Consider the following 22,375-nt stretch of genomic DNA (forward strand, 5'->3'; position numbering starts at 1 on the left):
GCTCGCGGCTTGATGTCTGTTCGCGCCAACCCCATTCATGATCCCTGGTGAAGCAATGTCGTTCAAGAAACTGGATGAACTCGGCCGCAAGCTCGAGGCCCTGGAGCATGCCCAGGCCATTCTGGGTGCCGACGAGGCGACCCACATGGCGGTCGGTGGCGGCGAGAAACGGGCGGAGGCAATGGCCACACTGGCCGGCATGTATCATCGCCAGGCCACGGCGCCGGAGATTGCAGACTGGATTGCCGGCGCTGCGGCTGAAGGGCTGGATGCAGACCAGCAGGCAGCACTGCGGGAATTCGAGCGTCAGTACATCAATATGACTTGCCTGCCGGCAGAGTTCGTGGAGCGGCAGACGGCGGCGCGGTTGCGTTCGGAGCAACTGTGGCGGGAACTGCGTGCCAGGAACGACTGGATGGGCTTTCGCCCCGCGCTCGAGAACATCGTTGCGCTGGTGCGCGAGGAGGCGGGCTTGCGGGCCGCCGTGCTCAAGCTGTCGCCCTACGACGCCTTGATGGAGCAGTACGATCCGGGCAATCGCGCCGCGGACATCGCGCCGGTTTTCGCCGAACTCAAGACCTTCCTGAAGGACTTCGTGCCGGAAGCGCTCGCCGTCCAGAGCGAAAACCTGGCGAAACGGCCACTCAAGCCGCTGTCGGGAGTCTATCCGATCGACAAGCAGCGCGAACTGGGCCTGGGGATGATGGCGGCCGTCGGCTTCGACCTCAACCACGGCTCGCTTTCGGTGTCGCATCATCCGTTCTGCGGTGGCGTGCCGACCGATGTGCGCATCACCACCCGCTACAAGACCTCGGATTTCCTGTCGGCGCTGATGGGGGTGCTGCACGAAACCGGCCATGCGCTCTACGAGCAGAACCTGCCCAAGGAGTGGTCGCACTGGCCGCTCGGCAAGGCACGCGGCATGGCGGTACATGAAAGCCAGAGCCTGTTCGTGGAAAAGCAGCTCGGCCGCAATCCGGCCTTCTGGCGCTGGGCGCTGCCGGTGGTCGAGCAGCATCTCGGCGAGGCCTGGACGCTGGAAGACCTCCTGCCGCATGTGCATCGCGTCGAGCGCGGGCTGATCCGCGTCGATGCGGATGAAGTCACGTATCCGCTGCATGTCATATTGCGTTTCGAACTGGAGCAGGATCTGGTTTCGGGCAGGCTCGCCGTCGCCGATCTGCCCGAGGCGTGGGACGCCAAGATGCGCGACTATCTTGGTCTTTCCACCATCGACAACGCTGCCGACGGACCGATGCAGGATGTGCATTGGCCCTCGGGCGCCTTCGGCTATTTTCCTTCCTATACGCTCGGCGCCATGATGGCCGCCCAGCAATGGGCGGCGTTGACCAGAGAACATCCGACGGCGGACGAGGATATCGCCCGGGGCGATTTCGACGCAGTCAATGCCTGGCGGCGGGAGCGGATCTGGTCGCAGGGGGCGCGCTACTCGACGCCCGAGCTTCTCCAACGCGCCACCGGTGAAAAGCTGAACGCAGCGCATTTCATCACGCATCTGAAGCGGCGCTACGGCAAGTCATGATAGGCTCATTGCTGACAGCAACAATGCCGGGCTGCTTCTGGTGACGGACCGCGATCCTCTTTCGACCGCCCAGCAGATCGCGTCCGCCATCACGCAGGCCGTGCGCGGCGGCCATCTCGTGCCGGGCCAGCGCCTCACCGAGACCGAACTCGCTTCCCGGCATGGCGTGTCGCGGTCGTCGGTCCGTGAAGCCTTCCAGCGGCTGACTGTGGACGGGCTTCTGGCCTTCGAGCCGCATCGAGGGGTGACGGTGCGCCGGCTGTCACGCAAGGAGGTCGATGACCTGTTTGCCGTTCGAAGTTCCCTGGAGGCGCTGGCCGTCGGCCTTGCCCTGCCGGCACTGCAAGCGGAACCAGCCAGACTGTGGGCGCTTCAGGCTGAGATGGATGATGCCGTCTCGGCAAACGACATGGCGAAGTTCTCCGACGCCAACACGCGTTTTCATGCGCTGTTTCCAGCGGCCGCCAATAACGCTGTGCTGGCCGAGACACTGACCAGGTTGTCCAATTCGCTCTACTGGCTGCAGTTCCGCATGCTGGTCGATCGCGAGGACGTCTTTGCCAGCAACGCGGAACATCGACGGATCGTCGAAGCTGTCCTGGCTGACGACAGGCGAATTGCGGAAACCGCGATGCGCGAGCATGTCGTTGCCTCGGGCGCGCTCATCCAGAGGCTGTCCGACGATCATTTCGCACCGGCCTGACCGGCTTTAAAAGGTTGGACTTGCGCATTCCTGGATTGTCGGACAATATTGTTGGACAATCTTGAGGAGCATTGCGCGATGAAGCCTACAACGAGCTATCAGCCGATTCCGCTGCCGGACTTTCACGAGCTTCCGCTTGAAACCATGCGAGCGAATGCGGAAGCCTTCTATGCGGAAATGCGCGCGCGCCATACGGTGCGCGAATTCTCCACCAGGCCGGTCCCGCGCGACATCATCGAAACCTGCATCCTGACGGCAGGCACCGCGCCCAACGGCGCCAACCACCAGCCCTGGCATTTCGCGGTGATCGGCGATTCCGCGATCAAGAAGCGCATCCGCGAGGCGGCCGAGATCGAAGAGCGCGCCTTCTATGAGGGCAGGGCCGGCGAGGAATGGCTGGCCGCGCTGACACCGCTCGGCACCGATGCCGACAAGCCATTCCTGGAAGAGGCTCCCTGGCTCATCTGCATTTTCGGCGAGCGCCGCAGCCGCTCCGCCGATGGCGTGCTGCGCAAGAACTACTACGTGCCGGAATCGGTTTCGATCGCGACCGGTCTTCTGATCACCGCCATCCACCGCGCCGGCCTCGTCGCGCTGACGCACACGCCGAACCCGATGAGCTTCCTGAACGAGATCTGCGGCCGCGACCCGCATGACAAGCCCTACATCCTGATGGTCGTCGGTTATCCGAAGGAAGGCGCCACCATTCCGCAACACGCGGTTGAAAAGAAACCGTTGGCGGAAATCGCGACCTTTCTCTGATCGAGAGCAATTCCAGGAAAAGTGTGCCACGGTTTTCCATCTGGAATTGCGCAAAACAGTGAGCGAGAGCGTTCCGTGAAAACGGAAACGCTCGAGGGCGCCTGGAGGGCCGTTTTCCAGCAGCTGCCCCTTCCGATCCGCAACGTCCGGCGCCATCCTGTCCGCGATGAAGCCGGATGAGGAGGACGCATTGTCGCTTACCAACCAGGACCTGATCGAGCTCACGGCTTGGCGGCGCAGACTGCACCAGCATCCCGAGGTCTCGAACGAGGAGGAGGCGACGGCCAAAGAGGTGGTTGCCTTTCTCGCCGATACCGGGCCGGATAAAATCCTGACAGGGCTGGGCGGCCATGGCGTCGCCATGATCTATGACAGCGGCAAATCGGGCCCAACGGTTCTCTTCCGCTCCGAACTCGACGCGTTGCCGATCGAAGAACTGTCCGGTGTGGAGCATTCGTCGCTGGTACCGGGCAAGTCGCATATGTGCGGCCATGACGGACACACCACGATCCTGGCTGCCCTTGGACGCCAGTTCGGACGCAGCCGCCCCCGGAAAGGGCGCGTCGTTCTGATGTTCCAGCCGGCCGAGGAGACCGGCGATGGCGCTGTCGGTGTGGTGGCCGATCCGCGCTTCGGCGAGATCGCTCCGGATTTTTCTTTCTCGCTGCACAATCTGCCTGGCATTCCGTTCGGCGAGGTTCGTGTGAAACCCGGCGTCGTCAACTGCGCCTCGCGCGGCATGCGCATCGTGCTGGAGGGCAAGACGGCACATTCCTCGATGCCCGAAACCGGCACGTCGCCGATGCTCGCGATAAGCCAGCTGATGCCTGCACTGGCAAGGCTTGGTGGCGGTGCTTTCAGCGACGACGGTTTCGGCATGGTGACCGTAACCCATGCCACGATGGGCGCGGCGGTGTTCGGGGTGGCGCCCGGCCGCGCCGAAGTGTGGGCGACACTGCGGACACGATTGGACGGGCGGATGGCAGGCTTGTGCGCCGCCGCCGAAGTGCTGGTGGAGCGGGCCGCCAGTGAAGCCGGTCTGACCTTTGCCATCGACTATCATGAGATCTTCGTTGCCAGCATGAATGCGCCGACGGCCGTCGAGCATCTGCACACGGCGCTCGATCAGGAAGGTGTCGCGTACAGCGAAGACAGCCTGCCGATGCGTGCTTCCGAGGACTTCGGCATCTTTGGGCGCGCCGCGCCCTCAGCGATGTTCTTCCTGGGAGCCGGGGAACGGCACCCGGCGCTGCACAACCCGGACTACGATTTTCCGGACGACCTGATCCCGATAGGCTCAAGGATTTTCATGCGCACCGCACGCAACTTGCTGGGATAGCAGCTACTCCGCCGCGCCCATGAAGGCGCTGGCGCCGGTTTCGAACTGCAGCTTGGCGAGCCTGGCGTAGATGCCGCCCTTGGCCACGAGGCTCTTGTGCGTGCCTTCCTCGACGATACGTCCGCCGTCCATGACGAGGATCCGGTCGGCCTTCAACACGGTCGCCAGCCGGTGCGCGATGACGAGGGTGGTGCGACCCTGCATCAGATGTTCGAGCGCTTCCTGCACGAGCGTTTCGCTTTCGGCGTCGAGCGCGGAGGTTGCCTCGTCGAGCAGCAGGATCGGCGCGTCGCGCAGGATGGCGCGCGCGATCGCAATGCGCTGGCGCTGGCCACCAGACAAGGTGACTCCACGTTCGCCGACTTGCGTGTCATAGCCGTCCTGCAGCTTGAGGATGAATTCTTCGGCAAGAGCTGCCTTGGCCGCCGCCTCGATCTCGGTATTGCCAGCCTCCGGCCTGCCGAAGGCGATGTTGTCACGTACGCTGGCGGCAAAGATCGTGACGTCCTGCGGCACGATGGCGATGCGCTGGCGAAGCGCGAGCGGATCCGTTTGCGTCAGGTCGATCCCGTCGAGCTTCACCGAGCCTGTCTCGGGATCGTAGAAACGCAGGATCAGCGAGAAAACCGTGCTCTTGCCAGCGCCCGACGGGCCAACGATGGCGACCGTTTCGCCTGGCTTTACCGAAAAGCCCAGGTCGTGCACGGCGGCGCGATCGGGTCTCGCCGGGTAGGAGAAGGAGACATCGCTGAATTCGATGGCGCCCTTTGCCTTGACCGGCAGCGCGCGCGGCTGTGCCGGCGCTTCGATGCCGGGTTTCTCGGCAAGGATTTCCGTGAGCCGTTCAGCTGCGCCCGCCGCTTGCGACAGCTCGCCCCACACTTCAGACAGCGCGCCGAGGGCGCCGGCTGCAAAGACTGAATAGAGCAGGAACTGACCAAGCGTACCGGGAGACAGCGTGCCGTCGAGCACGTCGCGCGAGCCGAACCACAAAACCGCGACCACCGAAGAAAACACCATGAAAATGGCGAAGAAGGTGAGCAGCGCGCGGGCAAGAACGGAGGCGCGGGCGGCCGCAAAAGCGGCTTCGACAGCAGCGGAAAAGCGACCGGTGACCAATCCTTCGTTGGTGAATGCCTGCAGTGTGCGCACGGCGCCGATCTGCTCGCTGGCATAGGCGGTGGCGTTGGCCAGCGTGTCCTGCGCCTGCCGGGAACGACGGCGCACCGAACGGCCGAAGGCGACCAGCGGCAGCACGATGACGGGGATCGCCGCAATGACGAGGCCAGAGAGCTTCGGGCTCGTCACCACCATCATAGCCAGCGCACCAAGGCCAAGGATGACATTGCGCAGCGCCACCGAAGCGGTCGCGCCCACGGCCGACTTCACCTGCGTGGTGTCTGCGGCGAGCCGCGAGACGATTTCGCCCGATTGCGATGTGTCGAAAAAGGCGGGCGACAAAGTGGTGACATGCGAAAATACGTCGCGGCGAATGTCGGCGACGACACGTTCGCCAAGGGTGATGACGAAATAATAGCGACCGGCGGATGCCAGTGCGAGCACTGCGGCCATGACCATCAGCATGCCGAAATAGCTGGCGATGAAGGCGGAATCGGAACTGGAGAACCCGTTGTCGATCATGCGCCGCACGGCAAGCGGCAGCGCCAGTGTGGTGACGGCCGCCAGCACCAGCGAAATGCCTGCGCCGACCACCAGGCCGCGATAGCGGGCGATATAGGGAAAGACCCGCCGAAGCGGCTGGAGCGAGCGTCTGCGCTCGTCTGCGCTGGTAGGGTCAGCCATCGTCCCGGTTCCTGTCCGAATTGGCTCCGGCGCGGCCTTGTGATTCAATTTCGCCTGTTGTATAGGCACGCCGACCGTTTTTGAAGCCGTGGCTCCTCAATAGCTGCGGCTTCGAGTTTTAAAAAGGGGCGCATCGCCGCAGGGCCGCCGTCCCACCTAGCCAGGACAAGAGCGATGAAGGCTGACATCCATCCCGACTACCACACCATCAAGGTCGTCATGACCAATGGCACCGAGTACCTGACCCGTTCGACCTGGGGCAAGGAAGGTGACACGATGAACCTCGACATCGATCCCTCGACGCATCCGGCCTGGACCGGCGGCCAGCAGACGCTGCTCGACCGCGGTGGCCGTCTGTCGAAGTTCAAGAACAAGTTCGCCAATCTCGGCATCTAAGCCGGAGCCGCGATACGGACCCAAAAAACCCGCCCTCAGGGCGGGTTTTTTGTTGCGGGTCGACGCGGGTTGCATCGGGACCTGAACTGGCCGATCCTGCCATCGGGGGCAGGGAGGTCATGTGTCGGACACCGCTCTGCATTTCGATGATGCGCGTCGCCGGATCAAAGCCATCTTCATCGGTTCGATCGGCAATCTGGTCGAATGGTATGATTTCTACGCCTATACGGCGTTTGCGCTCTATTTCGCGCCGGCCTTCTTTCCCTCGCATGACCCCGTCGTCCAGCAGCTGAACGCTGCGACGCTGTTTGCCGCCGGCTTCATCGTGCGACCACTCGGCGGCTGGCTGTTTGGCCATATCGCCGACCGCTACGGGCGTCGATTGTCGCTCACCATTTCGGTGCTGATGATGTGTTTCGGTTCGCTGATCATCGCGTTCACGCCGACCTACGCGACGATCGGCTTTGCCGCGCCGGTGCTTCTGGCGCTGGCCCGTGTCATCGAAGGCCTCAGCCTCGGCGGCGAATATGGTGCGAGTGCCACCTATCTCAGTGAGGTCGCCGATCCGAACCACCGCGGTTTCTACTCCAGCTTCCAATATGTGACGCTGATCGGCGGGCAGCTGTGCGCGATCCTGGTCCTGCTGCTGCTGCAGAATGTGTTCCTGACCCATGAGCAACTGGTCGACTGGGGTTGGCGTATCCCCTTCGTCATCGGTGCACTGCTTGCCATCTTCTCCGCGGTGATGCGCCGGCAGCTCCATGAAACCGAGGCCTTCGTGGCGACGACGACCTCGCAGAAGCGCGAGGGCTCGCTGCGCGGGCTGAGGAAGTTCCCGCGCGAAGTGGCGATCGTGGTTGGACTGACCGCTGGCGGTACGGCCGCCTTCTACACGTTCACGACCTATATGCAGACCTTCGTCAAGCAGACGGTCGGCCTGTCGGACCTCACCACCACCTATGTGATCGCCGGCTCGCTGATCTTCGCGGCGATCCTGCAGCCGATCTATGGTTTGATTTCCGATCGTATCGGCCGCAAGCCGCTGCTGATCTTCTTCGGCGTCGCCGGCACCGTCCTGACGGTGCCGATCCTGACGATGCTGTCAACGACGACGTCGCCCTTTGTCGCCTTCCTGCTGATCTGCGGTGCGTGGATATTCACGGCGGGCTACACCTCGATCAATGCGGTGGTGAAAGCCGAACTGTTCCCGACCGCGGTCCGCGCCACCGGCGTCGGCGTGCCCTATGCGTTGACGGTCTCGATCTTCGGCGGCACCGCACCGGCAATCGCGCTGTGGTTCAAGCAGCAGGGCCACGAACAGTGGTTCTATTATTATCTGGCCGGCGTCATCTTCGTCTCGCTGCTGGTCTATTCGACCATGCGCGACACCAAGCACACGTCCGCAATGGATGAGCGCGCGGCTTCAGCTGCGCGCTAGCTCGCTGAGCGCCATGCGCTTGTAGGCTGTGACCAGCCGGTCGCCCTCGGTGCGGTCGACCGAAACCGCCAGCCGCATGGTCGCTTCGCCGAGCTGCCAGATCAGAAAGGCGGAGGTTTCGAGCAGGTCTGGATCCTCGTCCGGGCGCAGGCGCCTGAGCACGGCAAGCAGCATGCCGGCATTGGCACGGCTGTGGGCAAGTTCCAGTTCGCGCAGTGCCTTGTCGGCTTGCGTGCCCGACCAGATGTCACGCATCACCGGCTCGGCGAGGAAAATCCCGTAATAGATATCGACCAGTTCCGAGAAGGCCTTTTCCAGACCCTTCCTGTCCTTCACTTCTGCCAGGGCTTCGGAGATGCACGTCTCGCTCTCCTTCTGGTAGCGGTCGGCGAGAGCCCGGATGATGGCGCTCTTGTCGGGAAAGAACTGGTAGAGCGAGCCGATCGACACGCCGGCCTTCTCGGCCACTTCGCCCATGCGCAGAGCGTCGCTGCCCTTTTCCGCGATCAGCGCAGAGGCGACGGCGAGCATTCGTTCCACCCGTTCACGGCTGCGTTTCTGGATCGGCTCGCGGCGCGGGCCGGGTATGTCCTGAACGATGGCCGAGACGCTTTCCATGATCTTTCCTCGAATGCCGGCGGGCGGTTGCCGGAAAATTCCCGCTTGACTCTCACAATATGAGGATTTATCACATTTTGCAAACGCGAGGATTACTCACGTTTGTGACATGGAGAGAAAAGATGACCAGCAAGACATCGAAGCCCGTCCTGATCCTTGGCGGCACCGGCAAGACCGGCCGCAGACTGGCTGAGCGGCTCAAGGCAAAGAACATCCCGGTCCATATCGGCTCGCGTTCGGCGCGCCCGGCCTTCGACTGGACTGACAAGGCAAGCTGGGCAGGCGCCCTCGAAGGCGTAGGCGCCGTCTACATCAGCTACTATCCCGACATCGCCGTGCCTGGCGCCGCGGAAACCGTCGAGGAGTTTGCCAGGCTGGCCGTGAGCCGCGGCGTACGCCGGCTGGTGCTTCTGTCCGGCCGCGGCGAAGCGGAGGCGCAGCGCGCAGAAGAGATGGTCAAGGCCACCGGCGCCGACTGGACGATCCTGCGCTGCGCCTGGTTTGCGCAGAATTTTTCCGAAGGCGCCTTCCTGGACGGCGTGCTGGCGGGACAGATTTCCATCCCCGCTGCCGAGATCGGCGAACCCTTCGTCGATGTCGACGATATCGCGGACGTGGCGGCGGAAGTCCTGTCGAACGATGGGCATGTCGGTGAGTTGTACGAGCTTACCGGACCGCGGCTCCTGACTTTCCGCGAGGCCGTCGCCGAGATCTCCAGTGCCGCTGGCCGCGACGTGGGCTTCAGCCGCGTCTCGCCGGAAGCATTCAGGGCTGAACTCGAGGCTTACGAAACGCCAGCCGAGGTCGTCTGGCTGCTCGACGAACTGTTTGGACAGGTGCTTGACGGCCGAAATGAACACGTCACCGACGGTGTCCAGCGGGCTCTTGGTCGTGGACCCAAAGACTTTTCCGCCTATGTGCGCGAAACTGCCGCCACCGGCGTGTGGCATGTGAATCTCTGAGAGGGAGAGAAAGATGTTTGCTCAGATCGTAATCGCCATCACTTTCATTGCCGCCCTTGGCAGCGGCCTCATGGCGGGCCTGTTCTTCGCCTATTCCAATTCGGTGATGCCGTCGCTGGCGCAAGTGCCGGTACCGCAGGGCGTGCTGGCCATGAACACCATCAACACGGTGATCCAGAACCCGCTGTTCCTGTCCATCTTCATGGGCACGGCACTACTGGCGCTGTTCCTCGTGCTGGCAGCCCTGCTCGGATGGGGAGTCGCGCGGCCCAGCTGGGTGCTGATCGGCGCTGCGCTCTACATCGTCGGCAACATCATCGTCACCATGGTCATCAACGTGCCGATGAACGACGCACTGGCTGCCACCGCGCCCGACAGTCAGGCTGCCGCGCAGCTTTGGGCCGTCCATCTCGATCGCTGGGTGTTCTGGAACCATGTGCGTGCCTTCGCATGCACCGGCGCGCTGGCGGCCTTCATCGCGGCGCTGATGTAAGTTGCTCGGTGCTGCTGGGAAATCCGCCGTCTCGGGTCGAGGTGGCGGATTTTTGCTGCAGCCAGCCGGGATTGCAAAGACCGTGCTGTTGGCACCCTGACGTGCCGGCGTCGAACCGGCTGGAAATCAGGTTTTCTTGCGATCGGAATGGCCGAGATCGCGCTCGGGGTCGATTACATCACGCACGAGCTGTTTCAATTTGGCCGCGTCGGGAAAACCGCCATCGCGCTTGCGCTCCCAGATCAGCTCCTCGTTACAGGTAATGGTGAAGACGCCGCCGGTGCCCGGCACCAGGACCACCTCGCCGAGGTCGGTGGCGAAGGTCGACAGCAGCTCCTGCGCCATCCAGCCGGCACGCAGCAGCCACTGGCACTGTGTGCAATAGGTGATGACGATGCGGGGGCGTGGAGCGTCGGTCATCCAAACCTCGTAAAGCGATTCCAGCAAAAGTGCGCAGCGGTTCTGCGTCCGGACTTGCGTAAAAACAAAGAACCAGAGGGTTTCCGGAAAAGCGGAAACGCTCCGGATACGACAGAAAAGAAAACGCCCCGGCGTGCCGGGGCGTCTGGATCAGGCCGCGCTGAGCTTGGCCAGGGTCGCGTCGTCGACCTCGAAATTGGCGTAGACGTTCTGGACGTCATCGTCGTCCTCGAGTGTCGCCACCAGCTTCATCAAGGACTGGGCACGTTCCTCGTCGACCTGGATGTTGTTCTGTGGCCGCCAGATGGCTTTCACCGACTCAGCTTCGCCGAGTGCGCTTTCCAGGGCCTTCGACACTTCACCGAGATTTTCGAAGGCGCAGTAGATGGTGTGGCTTTCGTCGTCGGTCTCGACGTCGTCGGCACCGGCTTCGATCGCAGCTTCCATCACCTTGTCGTCGCTGCCGACCTTGGCCGGGTAGACGATTTCGCCGATGCGATCCCACATGAAGGAGACCGAGCCGGTTTCGCCGAGCGCACCGCCGGCCTTGGTGAAGGCGGCGCGCACATTGGAGGCCGAGCGATTGCGGTTGTCGGTCAGCGCCTCGACGATCAGGGCAATGCCGCCGGGGCCGTAACCCTCGTAGCGCACTTCCTCATAGCTTTCGGCATCGCCGCCAGAGGCCTTGGAGATGGCGCGTGCGATGTTGTCCTTCGGCATGGACTCGGCCTTGGCGTTCTGGATCGCCAGGCGCAGGCGTGGGTTCATCGCGGGATCGGGCAGCCCCTGCTTGGCAGCGACGGTAATCTCGCGCGCCAGCTTGGAAAAAATCTTCGAGCGGACCGCATCCTGGCGGCCCTTGCGATGCATGATGTTCTTAAACTGTGAATGGCCTGCCATGGCACCCCTGCGGTCGTTAGCGGTTGTCGAACCGTCGTGCGCCGGAATGGCGCGCCAAAAACGATCTGACATATTGATTGGGCAGCGGTTGCAATCCGATGCCGGGATGGCGGGCTTATAAATAAATCGGCTCAAAACGTCCAGATATGCCAAGGCGGCGCGGTGGGTGCGGCCGAACCTTCTTCGATCCTTGTCGCCCGCCCGCCCGCCCCGGCGCCAGGCAATGGGTTCAATAACCCGCCTTGATCTTCTCGAATTCGGCAACCATGCGCTGTTTCAGCTCCGCCGGCAGCGGCTGCTGGAACAGCGTCTTGTCGAGGAAGGCATCGAGATTGTCGAAACCACGCTCGGTGAGCAGCTTCTTGTCAATCGCAGCCATGCCGGCGGTATTGCCATGTCCATAACCGAATGTCGTGACCAGGTGGCTGGATACGTTGGGCGCGTTGACGGCGTTCAGGAAATCATAGGCCTCGTCGACATGCGCGGCATCCTTCAGGAGCGCATAACCGCATACCCAGGTGGACAGACCCTCCTTGGTGTCGCGATTCATCTCCAGCGGCACGCCCTGGCTTTTCAGCGTGACATAGGTTTCGGCCCAACCCCATGCGAGATCGATCTCTCCGCCGGAGAAGGCCTGGTTGATCGAGGTGTCGTCGGTCCAGTAGAAGCGGACATTCTTGTGCACCTGACGCAGGAAGTCGGAAGCCTCCCTGAACTGCGCATCCGTCATCTGGGTCCAGTCCTTCAGACCGATGACCAGGGAGGCCAGCGCATAGGCATCGTCGACATTGTCGCCGATGGTGACGCGACCCTCGAATTTCGGATCGGCGAAGATGCGGAGCGACTTCGCGTCGTCGGGCGTGACCTTGTCGGTGCGGTAGATGAGGGACGAAGTGCCCCAGTCGAACGGCAGCAGCCAGGCCTTGCCGTCGGCGGTGGTGACAAGGTCCTTCATTTTCATCAGGCCGGGGTTGATATCCTTCCAGCCAGAGATCCGTGACGTATCCAGTGGTTGCAGCAGGCCTGCCTCGCGCCATTTGACCACGCTCTGCGCGCAAGGATGGCCGACATCGGCCTTGAAGCCGGCGCGCATCTTCTCGAAGGCTTCATCCTCATCGCCAAAGAAGGAAAAACTTGGTTCCGCACCTTGCTTGGCAGTGTAGTCGGCGTGCAGGAGCGGATCTTCGTAGCCCGACCAGTCGAAGACGATGAGATCGCCGCCGGCTGCAAGTGCCGTGCCTGCTGCAGCGGCAGCCAGCGCGGTGGCCAGGATCATGCGGCGAAAACTGAAGGCCATGACGCGAGAGCTCCCCGATCGCAAACGGCACGCCTGTCGACGGTAGAGCAGTTTTTGCCGGCTGACGAGAGGAAGGGACAAGGCTAAGCCGGCGGATCAAGTCCGAGAGGCCGTTCGAAGGCTTCCAGAACCGTTTCGGCGGCGGCGCGGCCGCTGATGATGGCACCCTCGACATAGCCAGGAAACGACAGGGAGAGCTCCGAGCTGGCGAAATGGATGGACGCCATTCCGGCACGCAGCACGGCTTCGGCGTCCTGGGCGGCAAAATCGGCGACGATGTCGCTATAACCGCCACCGCTCCACGGATCGTCGATCCAGTCGCGCATGACGACGTCGAGTGGTTCAAGGATGTGCGGTCCGAGTGCGGCGGCGATCCGGGCGAGCACTTCCGCGCGCAAAGCTGCATCCCCCAGCGCGCGCAGTTGCAGAGCCAGCGGACCGCCGATGAAAACCACAAGCGCCGGATGCGCGTCGTCCCTGCTGGTGTCGCAGACGAACAGACCATGGATGTCGCGCCACAGAACCATGCCGTTGCGGCCCTGGTCGCGCCAGAACGCACGGGCGTAGCGAAGACGCATCTTGATGACCATGCCGCTACGCCAGGCGCCGAGTGCCTTGGCGAGCTTTGCCGGCAGGGGTGGCGAGAAGGCAATACGGTTTGCCATAACTGGTGGAACCGCGATGACGAGGCGCCTCGCCTGAAAGGAGCCTTCGGCCGTCATCAGGATCACGCCATTTTTGTCGTGCCGGACTTCCCGCACCGGCACCGTAAGCCGGATGCGGTCGCCAAGATCCGCGGCCAGATCCGCGGCCAGCGCATACATCGTCTCGGCAATGAAGTATTGCAGCTCGGAGACCTCATTGGTGATACGGCGGTCGTTGTCGATGAGATACCAGAGCGGGACGGCATCGATCGGCTGGCACCACAGGCCTTCGACCGTCGAGCAGAACGCCGATTTGGCGTGAACATCATCCGGTTGTCGCTGCAGCCAATCCCACACGCTGAGGTCACGCACTGCCGGATCGGTCGGATCGATCGCATTCATGCGATCGCGTATGGCGACATTGGCGTCCCAAAGCGCCTGGCTGTCTTCCTCCGACATTTCCGGTTGCAGCGTGAAAGCGCCGTCGATCGGGGTCGTCACCAATGTCTTGGCATGGCGCTTAACCAGCGCCATCACTTCAGGCATGTCCTCGCATAGGAACTGGCCGCCCCTGTCGTACCACTCCCCAAGGGCATCGGCCCGTGCCTCGACCCGCCCGCCGACACGTCCGCGCGCCTCCAGCACCAGCACGTCCAGTCCTTCGTCGCGCAAGGCAAGCGCTGCCGAAAGGCCGGCAAAACCGGCACCGACAACGATGACGTCGTGAACCATCAGTATCCTGCTTTGATCTTCTCGAACTCGGCGATCATCTTCTGCTTGAGTTCCGTCGGAACAGGTGACTGGAAAAGCGTCTTGTCGACGAATTTGTCGACGTCATCATAACCCTTGTCCTTCAGCAATTTCGCGTCGACGGCGGCCATGCCCTTGGTATTGGCCTGGCCATAGCCCCAGTCCTTCACCAGGACGTTGGCGACGTCGGGCTCATTGATCGCATTGAGATAATCATAGGCCTGGTCGGCATTGCCCGGTGCATCCTTCAAGCGAACATAACCACAGACCCAGGTCGAAATGCCTTCCTGGGTATCGGGTTTTGCCTTGATGGGCGAGCCGGCCAGAACGGACTGGGCGGTTGCATCGTTCCAGGCCCAGGCCAGGTCGATCTCGCCGCCGGTCAGCGCCTGCACGATGTTGGTGGTGTCGGTCCAGTAGAGGCGCACGTTCTTGTGCACCTGGCGCAGGAAATCCGATGCCTGTTTGAACTGTTCATCGGTCATCTGGGTCCAGTCCTTGAGCCCTATGACCAGGGAAGCCAGCGCATAGGCGTCGTCGACATTGTCAGGGATGGAGACGCGGCCCTGGAACTTCGGATCGGCAAGGGATTTCAGCGACTGGATGTCTTTCTCGTCCACCTTTTCGGAATTGTAGGTGAGCTGCGAATTGCCCCAGTCCCAGGGCATGAACCAGGCGGTGCCGTCGTCGGATGTGGCGAGGTTCTTCATCTTCATGATGCCGGGGTTGAGATCTTTCCAGGCGCTGATCCTGGAGGTATCGAGCGGCTGCAACAGGCCGGCGTCGCGCCATTTCACGACGCTTTGCGAGCAGGGATGCGCAAGGTCCGCCTTGAAGCCGGAGCGCATCTTCTCGAAGGCCTCGTCCTCGTCACCGAAGAAGGTGAAGGTCGGGGCGTCGCCATGCTTCTCGGTGTATTTCGGGTGGAACTCGGGCAGCTCATAACCCGCCCAGTCGAAGACGATGAGATCGCTGCCGGCTGCACGCGCGGCTGCCGGCGTCATCAACGTGCTCGCGAAGGCGAGTGCGGTCATCCAATGGCGGATCGTCGTCTGCATGCCAGTTCCCCTTGGTTGCGCGGGCCGGTGCCCGTCTGGTTGTCGTGCCGTCCTCAAGATCCCTGCGAGATGTGCAGCTCCGCCTCAGAGCCTCTGGATGCCGTTTGCCCCTCTTGTGTAGTGCCGCGGGAAAACGGTCAGCAGGAACTCATTGGCGGCTTGCAGGGCCGTTTCGCGGCTGACGTCTTCCAGCCCCATCATCAGGCGCAGCCACAACCCTTCGAGCAGGGCGCTGAGCGCCAGCGCAAGGGCCTGCGGCTCGAAGGCGTAGTCAGCTTCGGCTTTCAGCCCGCTGCACAGATCAGAGAGAAGGTTCTGGTAGTCGGTGTCGCGCGCACCCGACAGCGCCTGATAGGTGGGACGCGATTTAGCCTCACCCCAGAAGGCGCACCACGCAGCCAGCTTGCGCCTGTTGCAGATGGCGCGATCGAAATCCGCGGTGACCAGCGCCTTCAACCGATCGGCCGTGTTGTCGCCGGCCTTGTCGTAGGCGTTGCGCCAATGCGTGGAATATTCATCGTACATATATTGCAGCGTGGCGACGAGCAGCTTCTCCTTGCTCTCGAAATGGAAATTGACGATGCCGCGCGACAGCTTCGCGCCATCCGCCACGTCCGCCATCGTCGTTTCCGAATAGCCACGTTTGGCGAGGGAATCGATCGTCGCTTCGATCAGCTGCTGGCGGCGCACTTCCTTGGAAGCCTTGCGGCCACGCCGTTCGGAACCGCCTTGTCGTTCGGTCTCTGCAGGCTCTTCTTCGAGATCGATTGTCTTCATCGTAACGGTCCCCTACGCGCCGGCCTATACGGGCTTTCGGCCACGCAGATGAGTGGGGCGGTGTTCGCCCGAGTCAAGCATGTTCTGCATCGCTTCACGGGTGCGGATGTTCTTGTCGACATAGGCTGTTCCGACAGCCCTGTACGCCAGCGCCTCCCTGCTCATCGGGTGGATCACGGTGTCGGCTGATGGTTTTACGCAGAGCCTAGCGGTTCGAGGTGCAAACGCAAGAGTATTTGCTGAACATTCATTCAATATGGACAAAGCAAACCCCGCCATGGCAAGATCAGCTGCGGGCCGCCGGCAACTGAGGCGGGTCGTGAACATGGACGGCCTGACATGAGCGACCGGAACGAGACGGAAGTGGCGGAACAGTGGGCGCTGGTCAACACCCCGCTCGGACAGCCATGGTCGGGGCGCGCGCGGTATGCCGCCGCCATGTATTTCTACAAGCAAGGCGAGATGGATGCCGAGACCCTCGAAGTCTATCGCATCTGCTCCAGGCTGGATGCGGAAGACCCCCTGTCGATCATCCGTGATCGCGGCGTCGGCAAGGCGTGGCTGAAGCGGGTCGGAGCAATTCCAGAAAAACTGCGTAGCGGTTTTCCGTCCGGAAATGCGTAAGGGGCAGAGCGTTTCCGTGAAAACCGGAAACGCTCGCCAAGCGTAGATTATCCGATCGATTTCTCCAGCACGCGCACCCAGTTGCGATAGGCGATTTTTTCGATCAGGGCACGGCCATAGCCGTGTTTGGCCAATGCATCGAGAAGCCTGGGCAGCCCGGTTGCGTCGCCGATCGCGGCCGGGATCATGGCGCCGTCGAAGTCGGAACCCAGGCCGACGCGGTCTTCGCCGAGCGCCTTCACCAGATAGTCGACATGACGCACCATGACCTCGAGCGGCGTGTCGGAATTCATGCGGCCATCCTCGCGCAGGAAGCCGGTGGCATAGTTGAGGCCGACCATGCCGTCGGTATCGCGAATGGCGCCGAGCTGCCAATCGGTAAGGTTGCGGGAGTGCGGGCACAGCGCGTGTACGTTCGAGTGGGTTGCGACCAGTGGTGCGTTGGAAAGCCTGGCAACATCGCGGAATCCCTTCTCGTTGAGATGGGAAAGATCGATCATGATCCTGAGCTGGTTACACGCCTTGACCAGTGCCTTGCCGGCATCGGTCAGGCCGTCGCCGGTGTCGGGCGAGGATGGGAAGCGAAACGGCACGCCGTGGCCGAAGATGTTGGGCCGGCTCCAGACGATGCCGAGCGAGCGCAGGCCGGCGGCATGAAGCACGTCGAGCATCGCGAGGTCAGCGTCGATCGCCTCGGCTCCCTCGATGTGAAAGACCGCCGCCATGGTGCTCCTTGCCATGGCCGCGCGGATGTCGGCGGCGCTGCGGCAGACGGTGAGCGCTCCCGCTCTTTCCAGCCGCAACAGGATCGAGGCCATGCCGAGCGTCGTTTCACGGGCGAACTCGCGCGGCAGTTCCGGCGGCAGCGGCTCATTGTCGGACGGCATTGCCGGCACACCGTCATCCTTGGCCTTGCGCTCTTCCTGCGGTGGCGGAAAGATAGCGAACATGCCACCGGCGAGCCCGCCCTTCCTGGCGCGCGGCAGGTCGATATGCCAGCTGGCCGGCGATCCTTCGATGAACAGCTTTTCGACATCAGCCTTGCCGGACTGGTAGAGCTTGAGCAGCGTGTCGTTGTGGCCGTCGAAGACGGGGATCAGGTCGGTCTCGGTCATTGGGGGACTTTCGGCTGTCGACGTTGGAAAACGAGGCGCCCTGTTTAAGGCGCCCCGCCCGTGCACGCAAATGCCAGAGGGCTGCTGGTGCTTGTCACTGCGTGCAAGCCGTGCTGGAAAGAACCTCGATTTCGAACTGCCGGAGCCATCCTTGACGAATACGCTTTACGACGCGCTGTTTCGGCCGCACGAAGCCAATGACGGCACCTTTCTCGCGCTGAAGGATGGCTCGCGCGTTTCGTATGCCGACTTCCTGAAATTGTCAGCGCGTGTCGCGCATGCCATGGCCGGCGCCGGCGTGCGGCCTAGCGACCGGGTGGCGTTGCAGGCAAAAAAATCGCTGCAGGCGCTCGCCGTCTATGCCGCCGCCGTACGCATGGGCGCGGTGTTCCTGCCGCTCAACACCGCCTACACGGCTGCCGAGGTCGACTATTTCGTCAGCGACGCTGGTGCAAGGCTCCTGATCTGCGACGACGCCAGTGCAGCCGCTCTGCGACCGGCGGCCGACAGGGCAGGGGCGGCGCTGCTGACCCTCAACGGCGACGGCTCTGGAACACTTGGCGAGCGGGCGGCAGGCCAACCCGAAATCTTTGCGGCTGCCGAGCGAGCGCCGGATGACCTCGCCGCCTTTCTCTATACCTCCGGGACGACCGGACGATCGAAGGGTGCGATGCTGACGCACGACAACCTGCTGTCGAATGCGGCGGCGCTGGTGGAGACCTGGCGTTTCACCGGTCAGGACGTGCTGCTTCACGCCTTGCCGATCTTCCATACGCATGGCCTCTTCGTCGCCACCAACGTCATCCTGCTCGTCGGCGGGTCGATGATCTTCCTGCCCGGTCTCGACATTGACGACCTGGTCGCGAACATGCCGCGCGCGACCACATTGATGGGCGTGCCGACATTCTACACGCGCCTGCTCGCCGATCCCAGGCTGACACGGGAGCTGGTTCAGCACATGCGCCTGTTCGTCTCCGGCAGCGCGCCGCTGCTGGCAGAAACGCACCGGGATTTCGAGGCGCGCACGGGCAAGCGCATCCTCGAGCGCTACGGCATGACCGAGACCAATATGAACACCTCGAACCCCTATGACGGCGAGCGCCGGGCCGGCACCGTCGGCCAGCCGCTGCCCGGCGTCTCGGTACGCATCGCGGAGCCCGATACCGGCAAGCCCGTAGTGTCAGGCGATATCGGGGTGATCGAGGTGAAGGGGCGCAACGTCTTCAAAGGCTACTGGAACATGCCGGAGAAAACCGCGCAGGAATTCCGCGCCGACGGCTATTTCGTCACCGGGGATCTCGCCACACAGGACGACGATGGTTACGTCACCATCGTTGGTCGCGCCAAGGATCTGATCATTGCCGGCGGCTACAACATCTATCCCAAGGAAATAGAGCTTCTGCTCGACGAGATGCCGGGCGTCGAGGAGTCGGCGGTGATCGGCGTGCCGCATCCCGATCTCGGCGAAGGTGTGATCGGTGTCGTGACGGCGCGCAAGGGGGTAGCCCTGGACGAGGCCAGCCTGCTTGCAGGACTGGCTTCAAGGCTCGCGCGCTTCAAGCAGCCGCGCCGTCTCTTCGTGATCGACGAGTTGCCGCGCAACACGATGGGCAAGGTGCAGAAGAACCTTCTGCGCCAGCAGTTCGCCGAGACGTTCGCGGTGAAGGGCTAGAACGCTTCCTTCTTCCGCAAGGGAAGAAGGAAGAAGACGCATGCTGACTATGACAGCTTGTCGAGCTTGCGCTGCATGGCGGCGATCTGATCCTTCAGTTCCTGAAGGTCATCGGCCTTTTCCGCCGGTTCCGCCTTGGCAGGTTCGGGGGCGGTGTTCGCGGCGCCGCCTGCCGCGGCAGCCGGGAATGGCGTGAACATGCGCATGGCGTTCTGGAACATTTCCATGTTGCGGCGTGTCTGTTCCTCCAGCGCCTTCATCGGCGTCGGCAGTTTCATCATATCCATCGGCGTCTTGCCGAGCGCCGACTTCATCTGGTCGCGAAAGCGTTCCTGCTCCTTGGAGAAGGCAAGCATCGACTGCTCGAGGAAACTTGGCACGATCATCTGCATCTGATCACCATAGAAGGCGATGAGTTGGCGCAGAAAGGGAATGGGCAACATGTTCTGCCCGTCCTTGTTCTCCAGTTCGAAAATGATCTGGGTCAGCACGGGGTGCGTGATGTCGTCGCCGGTTTTGGCATCCTGGACGGTGAATTCCTCGCCTTTCTTGACCATTTCAGCGAGATCTTCGAGGGTCACATAGGTGCTGGTGCCCGTATTGTAGAGCCGGCGGTTGGCGTATTTCTTGATCACCACCGGTTCGTCTTTCGCCGCCATTCAGCATCCTCCCGCGGATACCGGCACGCTCGTAAGCAGCCGGTAACGATTACTCCCTGTGTCGAGGATATGCGCAAAACCGTCACAATTCCAAGCGGTTTGTGCAGTGCGGAAGCATACGCCGTCTTTTCGGCACTGCAATATGCTGCGCAGCATGCCGCAATATGCTGCGCGGCATGACTTACGCCGCGGCAAGGATAGCCAAATCGGACAGATTTCCAGTTTGACTCGCGGCCTCGAACCGGCAAGAAAAGTCAAAGCAACGGTTGCAAACCGCTCAATTCGAGGTCTGGAGAAGAACATGTCAGCATCCAACGCCATCGTCGTCGCAAGTGCCGCGCGCACTGCCGTCGGGTCCTTCAACGGAGCCTTCGCGGCAACGCCCGCGCATGAGCTCGGCGCGGTGGTGATCCGCGAGCTGCTGTCGCGTGCCGGTGTCGAGGCGGCGGAAGTCGATGAGGTGATCCTCGGCCAGGTGCTGACCGCGGCCCAGGGCCAGAACCCGGCGCGGCAGGCATCGATCAACGCCGGGCTGCCGATCGAGACGACGGCATGGGGCCTCAATCAGGTCTGCGGCTCGGGCCTGCGGGCGATCGCCATCGGCATGCAGCAGATCAGCAGCGGCGATGCCAAGGTGATCGTGGCCGGCGGCCAGGAATCGATGTCACTGTCGGCGCATGCGCAGCACCTGCGCGCCGGCGTGAAGATGGGCGACTACAAGATGATCGACACCATGATCAAGGACGGTCTGTGGGATGCCTTCAATGGCTACCATATGGGCATCACCGCCGAGAATGTCGCCAAGCAATTCCAGATCACCCGCGACGACCAGGATGCTTTTGCCCTGGCCTCGCAGAACAAGGCCGAGGCCGCGCAGAAGGCCGGCAGGTTCAAGGACGAGATCGTCGCCTTCACGATCAAGGGCAAGAAGGGCGACACGATCGTCGACCAGGACGAATACATCCGCCACGGTGCAACGATCGACGCAATGCAGAAGCTGAAGCCCGCCTTCGACAAGGACGGCACGGTGACCGCTGCGAACGCTTCGGGCATCAATGATGGTGCAGCCGGCGCCCTGCTGATGACCGAGGCCGAGGCTGCTCGCCGCGGCATCACCCCGCTCGCCCGCATCGCCTCCTGGGCGACGGCCGGTGTCGATCCGTCGGTGATGGGTACGGGCCCGATCCCGGCTTCGAAGCGCGCGCTGGAGAAGGCCGGCTGGAAGGTATCGGATCTCGATCTGGTCGAGGCCAACGAGGCTTTCGCCGCGCAGGCTTGCGCGGTCAACAAGGGCCTCGGCTGGAACCCCGAGATCGTCAACGTCAATGGCGGCGCCATTGCCATCGGCCATCCGATCGGCGCCTCGGGCGCGCGTATCTTCAACACGCTCGTCTTTGAGATGAAGCGCCGCGGCGCCAAGAAGGGGCTTGCCACCCTATGCATCGGCGGCGGCATGGGCGTCGCGATGTGTGTCGAGGCACTCTGATTGAAAATACGAGCGGGCGGCCAAAGTGCCGCCCGTTTCGTCTCTGGAGCGTCCGTTCTTGGAACGCTGAAATGATCCGGTTCAAAGGCTCGTCATAAGAGTCGGGTTCAAGAGGTCCGCCATACGGATAATTCCATGAAGGCGATTTCGAAATCGCCTGAGATGCAGCAAAGGGGAAACGCATGAGTAAAGTCGCACTCGTCACCGGTGGGTCGCGCGGCATCGGTGCCGCAATCTCGATCGGTCTGAAGAATGCCGGTTACAGCGTCGCGGCGAACTATGCCGGCAATGACGAGGCAGCAGCGAAATTCACCGGGGAAACGGGGATCAAGACCTACAAATGGTCGGTTGCCGACTATGAAGCCTGTGCGGCTGGCATCGCGAAGGTGGAGGCCGACCTTGGCCCGGTTTCCGTGCTGGTCAACAATGCCGGCATCACCCGCGACGCGATGTTTCACAAGATGACGCCGCAGCAGTGGAAAGAGGTGATCGACACCAACCTGTCGGGTGTCTTCAACATGTCGCATCCGCTGTGGAGCGGCATGCGTGACCGTAAGTTCGGCCGCATCATCACCATTTCCTCCATCAACGGACAGAAGGGCCAGGCTGGCCAGGCCAACTACTCGGCGTCGAAGGCCGGCGACATCGGCTTCACCAAGGCGCTCGCGCAGGAAGGCGCGCGCGCGGGCATCACCGTCAACGTCATCTGCCCCGGTTACATCGCAACCGAAATGGTCAAGGCGATCGATGAGAAGGTGCTCAACGAACGGATCATCCCGCAGATCCCGGTCGGTCGCCTCGGCGAGCCGGAGGAGATCGCGCGTTGCGTGGTGTTCCTGGCTTCCGAGGAAGCCGGCTTTATCACCGGCTCGACCATCTCGGCCAATGGCGGGCAGTATTTCGCCTGAGAGATTTA

The 22,375-nt window shown here is 62.5% G+C and carries 22 protein-coding genes; 12 read left to right on the plus strand and 10 right to left on the minus strand.

Going from position 1 to position 22,375, the window contains the following annotated elements:
- The first annotated feature begins 55 nt into the window (after positions 1–55).
- From ACFJIU_RS28950 to ACFJIU_RS28965, 4 genes are all read left to right on the plus strand, one after another.
- On the plus strand, positions 56–1,543 hold the full coding sequence (locus ACFJIU_RS28950; protein WP_379065814.1) for a carboxypeptidase M32: 1,488 nt from the start codon (positions 56–58) through the stop codon (positions 1,541–1,543).
- A gap of 40 nt (positions 1,544–1,583) precedes the next feature.
- Positions 1,584–2,246, plus strand: coding sequence for a GntR family transcriptional regulator (locus tag ACFJIU_RS28955; protein ID WP_379065816.1), 663 nt, complete (start codon positions 1,584–1,586; stop codon positions 2,244–2,246).
- A gap of 78 nt (positions 2,247–2,324) precedes the next feature.
- Positions 2,325–3,008, plus strand: a complete 684-nt coding sequence (locus tag ACFJIU_RS28960) for a nitroreductase family protein (protein ID WP_379065818.1) — start codon at positions 2,325–2,327, stop codon at positions 3,006–3,008.
- A gap of 190 nt (positions 3,009–3,198) precedes the next feature.
- Complete coding sequence (locus tag ACFJIU_RS28965) at positions 3,199–4,347, plus strand: amidohydrolase (RefSeq protein WP_379065820.1); 1,149 nt, start codon at positions 3,199–3,201, stop codon at positions 4,345–4,347.
- Between the two features lie 3 nt (positions 4,348–4,350).
- On the opposite strand, the gene ACFJIU_RS28970 is transcribed toward ACFJIU_RS28965, so the two are convergent.
- Complete coding sequence (locus ACFJIU_RS28970) at positions 4,351–6,150, minus strand: ABC transporter transmembrane domain-containing protein (protein ID WP_379065822.1); 1,800 nt, start codon at positions 6,148–6,150, stop codon at positions 4,351–4,353.
- A 174-nt stretch (positions 6,151–6,324) separates the two neighbouring features.
- Between ACFJIU_RS28970 and rpmE the strand changes: the two genes are divergently transcribed.
- Both rpmE and ACFJIU_RS28980 read left to right on the plus strand, forming a co-directional pair.
- Entirely contained in the window at positions 6,325–6,546 is a 222-nt protein-coding gene (gene rpmE / locus ACFJIU_RS28975) for a 50S ribosomal protein L31 (protein ID WP_379065824.1), read from the plus strand.
- 121 nt (positions 6,547–6,667) lie between these two features.
- Positions 6,668–7,984 (plus strand): MFS transporter, encoded by a 1,317-nt coding sequence (locus ACFJIU_RS28980; RefSeq protein ID WP_379065826.1) that lies wholly within the window; start codon positions 6,668–6,670, stop codon positions 7,982–7,984.
- Here ACFJIU_RS28980 and ACFJIU_RS28985 read toward each other — a convergent pair.
- Complete coding sequence (locus tag ACFJIU_RS28985) at positions 7,970–8,602, minus strand: TetR family transcriptional regulator (RefSeq protein ID WP_379065827.1); 633 nt, start codon at positions 8,600–8,602, stop codon at positions 7,970–7,972. The genes ACFJIU_RS28980 and ACFJIU_RS28985 overlap by 15 nt on opposite strands.
- Before the next feature lie 122 nt (positions 8,603–8,724).
- Between ACFJIU_RS28985 and ACFJIU_RS28990 the strand changes: the two genes are divergently transcribed.
- Positions 8,725–9,564 (plus strand): NAD(P)H-binding protein, encoded by an 840-nt coding sequence (locus ACFJIU_RS28990; protein WP_379065829.1) that lies wholly within the window; start codon positions 8,725–8,727, stop codon positions 9,562–9,564.
- A gap of 13 nt (positions 9,565–9,577) precedes the next feature.
- Entirely contained in the window at positions 9,578–10,057 is a 480-nt protein-coding gene (locus tag ACFJIU_RS28995; protein WP_379065831.1) for a DUF1772 domain-containing protein, read from the plus strand.
- 126 nt (positions 10,058–10,183) lie between these two features.
- Here the strand turns inward: ACFJIU_RS28995 and ACFJIU_RS29000 are convergent, their stop codons facing one another.
- The 6 genes from ACFJIU_RS29000 to betI all read right to left on the minus strand — a co-directional run bounded on the left by ACFJIU_RS29000 (position 10,184) and on the right by betI (position 15,903).
- Positions 10,184–10,477, minus strand: a complete 294-nt coding sequence (locus tag ACFJIU_RS29000; RefSeq protein ID WP_379065833.1) for a SelT/SelW/SelH family protein — start codon at positions 10,475–10,477, stop codon at positions 10,184–10,186.
- Positions 10,478–10,627: 150 nt separating this feature from the next.
- Positions 10,628–11,377: a YebC/PmpR family DNA-binding transcriptional regulator gene (locus ACFJIU_RS29005; protein ID WP_379065835.1), complete on the minus strand. Its 750-nt coding sequence runs from the start codon at positions 11,375–11,377 to the stop codon at positions 10,628–10,630.
- A 229-nt stretch (positions 11,378–11,606) separates the two neighbouring features.
- Positions 11,607–12,653, minus strand: coding sequence for an extracellular solute-binding protein (locus ACFJIU_RS29010; RefSeq protein WP_379073262.1), 1,047 nt, complete (start codon positions 12,651–12,653; stop codon positions 11,607–11,609).
- A 104-nt stretch (positions 12,654–12,757) separates the two neighbouring features.
- The gene (locus ACFJIU_RS29015) at positions 12,758–14,050 is read right to left on the minus strand and encodes a flavin monoamine oxidase family protein (RefSeq protein WP_379065837.1); all 1,293 of its coding nucleotides are present in this window, start codon (positions 14,048–14,050) and stop codon (positions 12,758–12,760) included.
- Positions 14,050–15,126, minus strand: a complete 1,077-nt coding sequence (locus tag ACFJIU_RS29020) for an ABC transporter substrate-binding protein (RefSeq protein WP_379065839.1) — start codon at positions 15,124–15,126, stop codon at positions 14,050–14,052. The genes ACFJIU_RS29015 and ACFJIU_RS29020 overlap by 1 nt, the downstream gene beginning before the upstream one ends.
- 84 nt (positions 15,127–15,210) lie before the next feature.
- Entirely contained in the window at positions 15,211–15,903 is a 693-nt protein-coding gene (gene betI / locus ACFJIU_RS29025; protein ID WP_379065841.1) for a transcriptional regulator BetI, read from the minus strand.
- A 339-nt stretch (positions 15,904–16,242) separates the two neighbouring features.
- On the opposite strand from betI, the gene ACFJIU_RS29030 reads away from it, so the two are divergent.
- On the plus strand, positions 16,243–16,527 hold the full coding sequence (locus ACFJIU_RS29030; protein WP_379065843.1) for a hypothetical protein: 285 nt from the start codon (positions 16,243–16,245) through the stop codon (positions 16,525–16,527).
- A gap of 47 nt (positions 16,528–16,574) precedes the next feature.
- Here the strand turns inward: ACFJIU_RS29030 and ACFJIU_RS29035 are convergent, their stop codons facing one another.
- Positions 16,575–17,642, minus strand: a complete 1,068-nt coding sequence (locus ACFJIU_RS29035) for a dipeptidase (protein WP_379065845.1) — start codon at positions 17,640–17,642, stop codon at positions 16,575–16,577.
- Between the two features lie 151 nt (positions 17,643–17,793).
- Here ACFJIU_RS29035 and ACFJIU_RS29040 point away from each other — a divergent pair, with 151 nt between their 5' ends.
- Positions 17,794–19,314: a malonyl-CoA synthase gene (locus ACFJIU_RS29040; protein ID WP_379065847.1), complete on the plus strand. Its 1,521-nt coding sequence runs from the start codon at positions 17,794–17,796 to the stop codon at positions 19,312–19,314.
- A 47-nt stretch (positions 19,315–19,361) separates the two neighbouring features.
- Here ACFJIU_RS29040 and phaR read toward each other — a convergent pair whose 3' ends face one another.
- The gene (gene phaR, locus ACFJIU_RS29045; protein WP_144222777.1) at positions 19,362–19,973 is read right to left on the minus strand and encodes a polyhydroxyalkanoate synthesis repressor PhaR; all 612 of its coding nucleotides are present in this window, start codon (positions 19,971–19,973) and stop codon (positions 19,362–19,364) included.
- Between the two features lie 301 nt (positions 19,974–20,274).
- On the opposite strand from phaR, the gene ACFJIU_RS29050 reads away from it, so the two are divergent.
- Both ACFJIU_RS29050 and phbB read left to right on the plus strand, forming a co-directional pair.
- Entirely contained in the window at positions 20,275–21,459 is a 1,185-nt protein-coding gene (locus ACFJIU_RS29050; RefSeq protein ID WP_379065849.1) for an acetyl-CoA C-acetyltransferase, read from the plus strand.
- A 182-nt stretch (positions 21,460–21,641) separates the two neighbouring features.
- A complete protein-coding gene (gene phbB, locus ACFJIU_RS29055; protein WP_379065851.1) occupies positions 21,642–22,367 on the plus strand; it encodes an acetoacetyl-CoA reductase in 726 nt (241 codons plus the stop codon).
- Positions 22,368–22,375: the final 8 nt, after the last annotated feature.

This window comes from Mesorhizobium sp. UC74_2 (assembly GCF_042701485.1).
Lineage (GTDB): Bacteria > Pseudomonadota > Alphaproteobacteria > Rhizobiales > Rhizobiaceae > Mesorhizobium.

Excerpts from the sequence above, each read along its gene's own strand:
- ACFJIU_RS28950 (WP_379065814.1), top strand. The coding sequence starts at position 56 with ATGTCGTTCAAGAAACTGGATGAACTCGGCCGCAAGCTCGAGGCCCTG.
- ACFJIU_RS28960 (WP_379065818.1), top strand. The coding sequence starts at position 2,325 with ATGAAGCCTACAACGAGCTATCAGCCGATTCCGCTGCCGGACTTTCAC.
- ACFJIU_RS28970 (WP_379065822.1), bottom strand. The coding sequence starts at position 6,150 with ATGGCTGACCCTACCAGCGCAGACGAGCGCAGACGCTCGCTCCAGCCG.
- rpmE (WP_379065824.1), top strand. The coding sequence starts at position 6,325 with ATGAAGGCTGACATCCATCCCGACTACCACACCATCAAGGTCGTCATG.
- ACFJIU_RS28985 (WP_379065827.1), bottom strand. The coding sequence starts at position 8,602 with ATGGAAAGCGTCTCGGCCATCGTTCAGGACATACCCGGCCCGCGCCGC.
- ACFJIU_RS28990 (WP_379065829.1), top strand. The coding sequence starts at position 8,725 with ATGACCAGCAAGACATCGAAGCCCGTCCTGATCCTTGGCGGCACCGGC.
- ACFJIU_RS28995 (WP_379065831.1), top strand. The coding sequence starts at position 9,578 with ATGTTTGCTCAGATCGTAATCGCCATCACTTTCATTGCCGCCCTTGGC.
- ACFJIU_RS29000 (WP_379065833.1), bottom strand. The coding sequence starts at position 10,477 with ATGACCGACGCTCCACGCCCCCGCATCGTCATCACCTATTGCACACAG.
- ACFJIU_RS29005 (WP_379065835.1), bottom strand. The coding sequence starts at position 11,377 with ATGGCAGGCCATTCACAGTTTAAGAACATCATGCATCGCAAGGGCCGC.
- ACFJIU_RS29010 (WP_379073262.1), bottom strand. The coding sequence starts at position 12,653 with ATGATCCTGGCCACCGCGCTGGCTGCCGCTGCAGCAGGCACGGCACTT.
- ACFJIU_RS29015 (WP_379065837.1), bottom strand. The coding sequence starts at position 14,050 with ATGGTTCACGACGTCATCGTTGTCGGTGCCGGTTTTGCCGGCCTTTCG.
- ACFJIU_RS29020 (WP_379065839.1), bottom strand. The coding sequence starts at position 15,126 with ATGCAGACGACGATCCGCCATTGGATGACCGCACTCGCCTTCGCGAGC.
- betI (WP_379065841.1), bottom strand. The coding sequence starts at position 15,903 with ATGAAGACAATCGATCTCGAAGAAGAGCCTGCAGAGACCGAACGACAA.
- ACFJIU_RS29030 (WP_379065843.1), top strand. The coding sequence starts at position 16,243 with ATGAGCGACCGGAACGAGACGGAAGTGGCGGAACAGTGGGCGCTGGTC.
- ACFJIU_RS29035 (WP_379065845.1), bottom strand. The coding sequence starts at position 17,642 with ATGACCGAGACCGACCTGATCCCCGTCTTCGACGGCCACAACGACACG.
- phaR (WP_144222777.1), bottom strand. The coding sequence starts at position 19,973 with ATGGCGGCGAAAGACGAACCGGTGGTGATCAAGAAATACGCCAACCGC.
- ACFJIU_RS29050 (WP_379065849.1), top strand. The coding sequence starts at position 20,275 with ATGTCAGCATCCAACGCCATCGTCGTCGCAAGTGCCGCGCGCACTGCC.
- phbB (WP_379065851.1), top strand. The coding sequence starts at position 21,642 with ATGAGTAAAGTCGCACTCGTCACCGGTGGGTCGCGCGGCATCGGTGCC.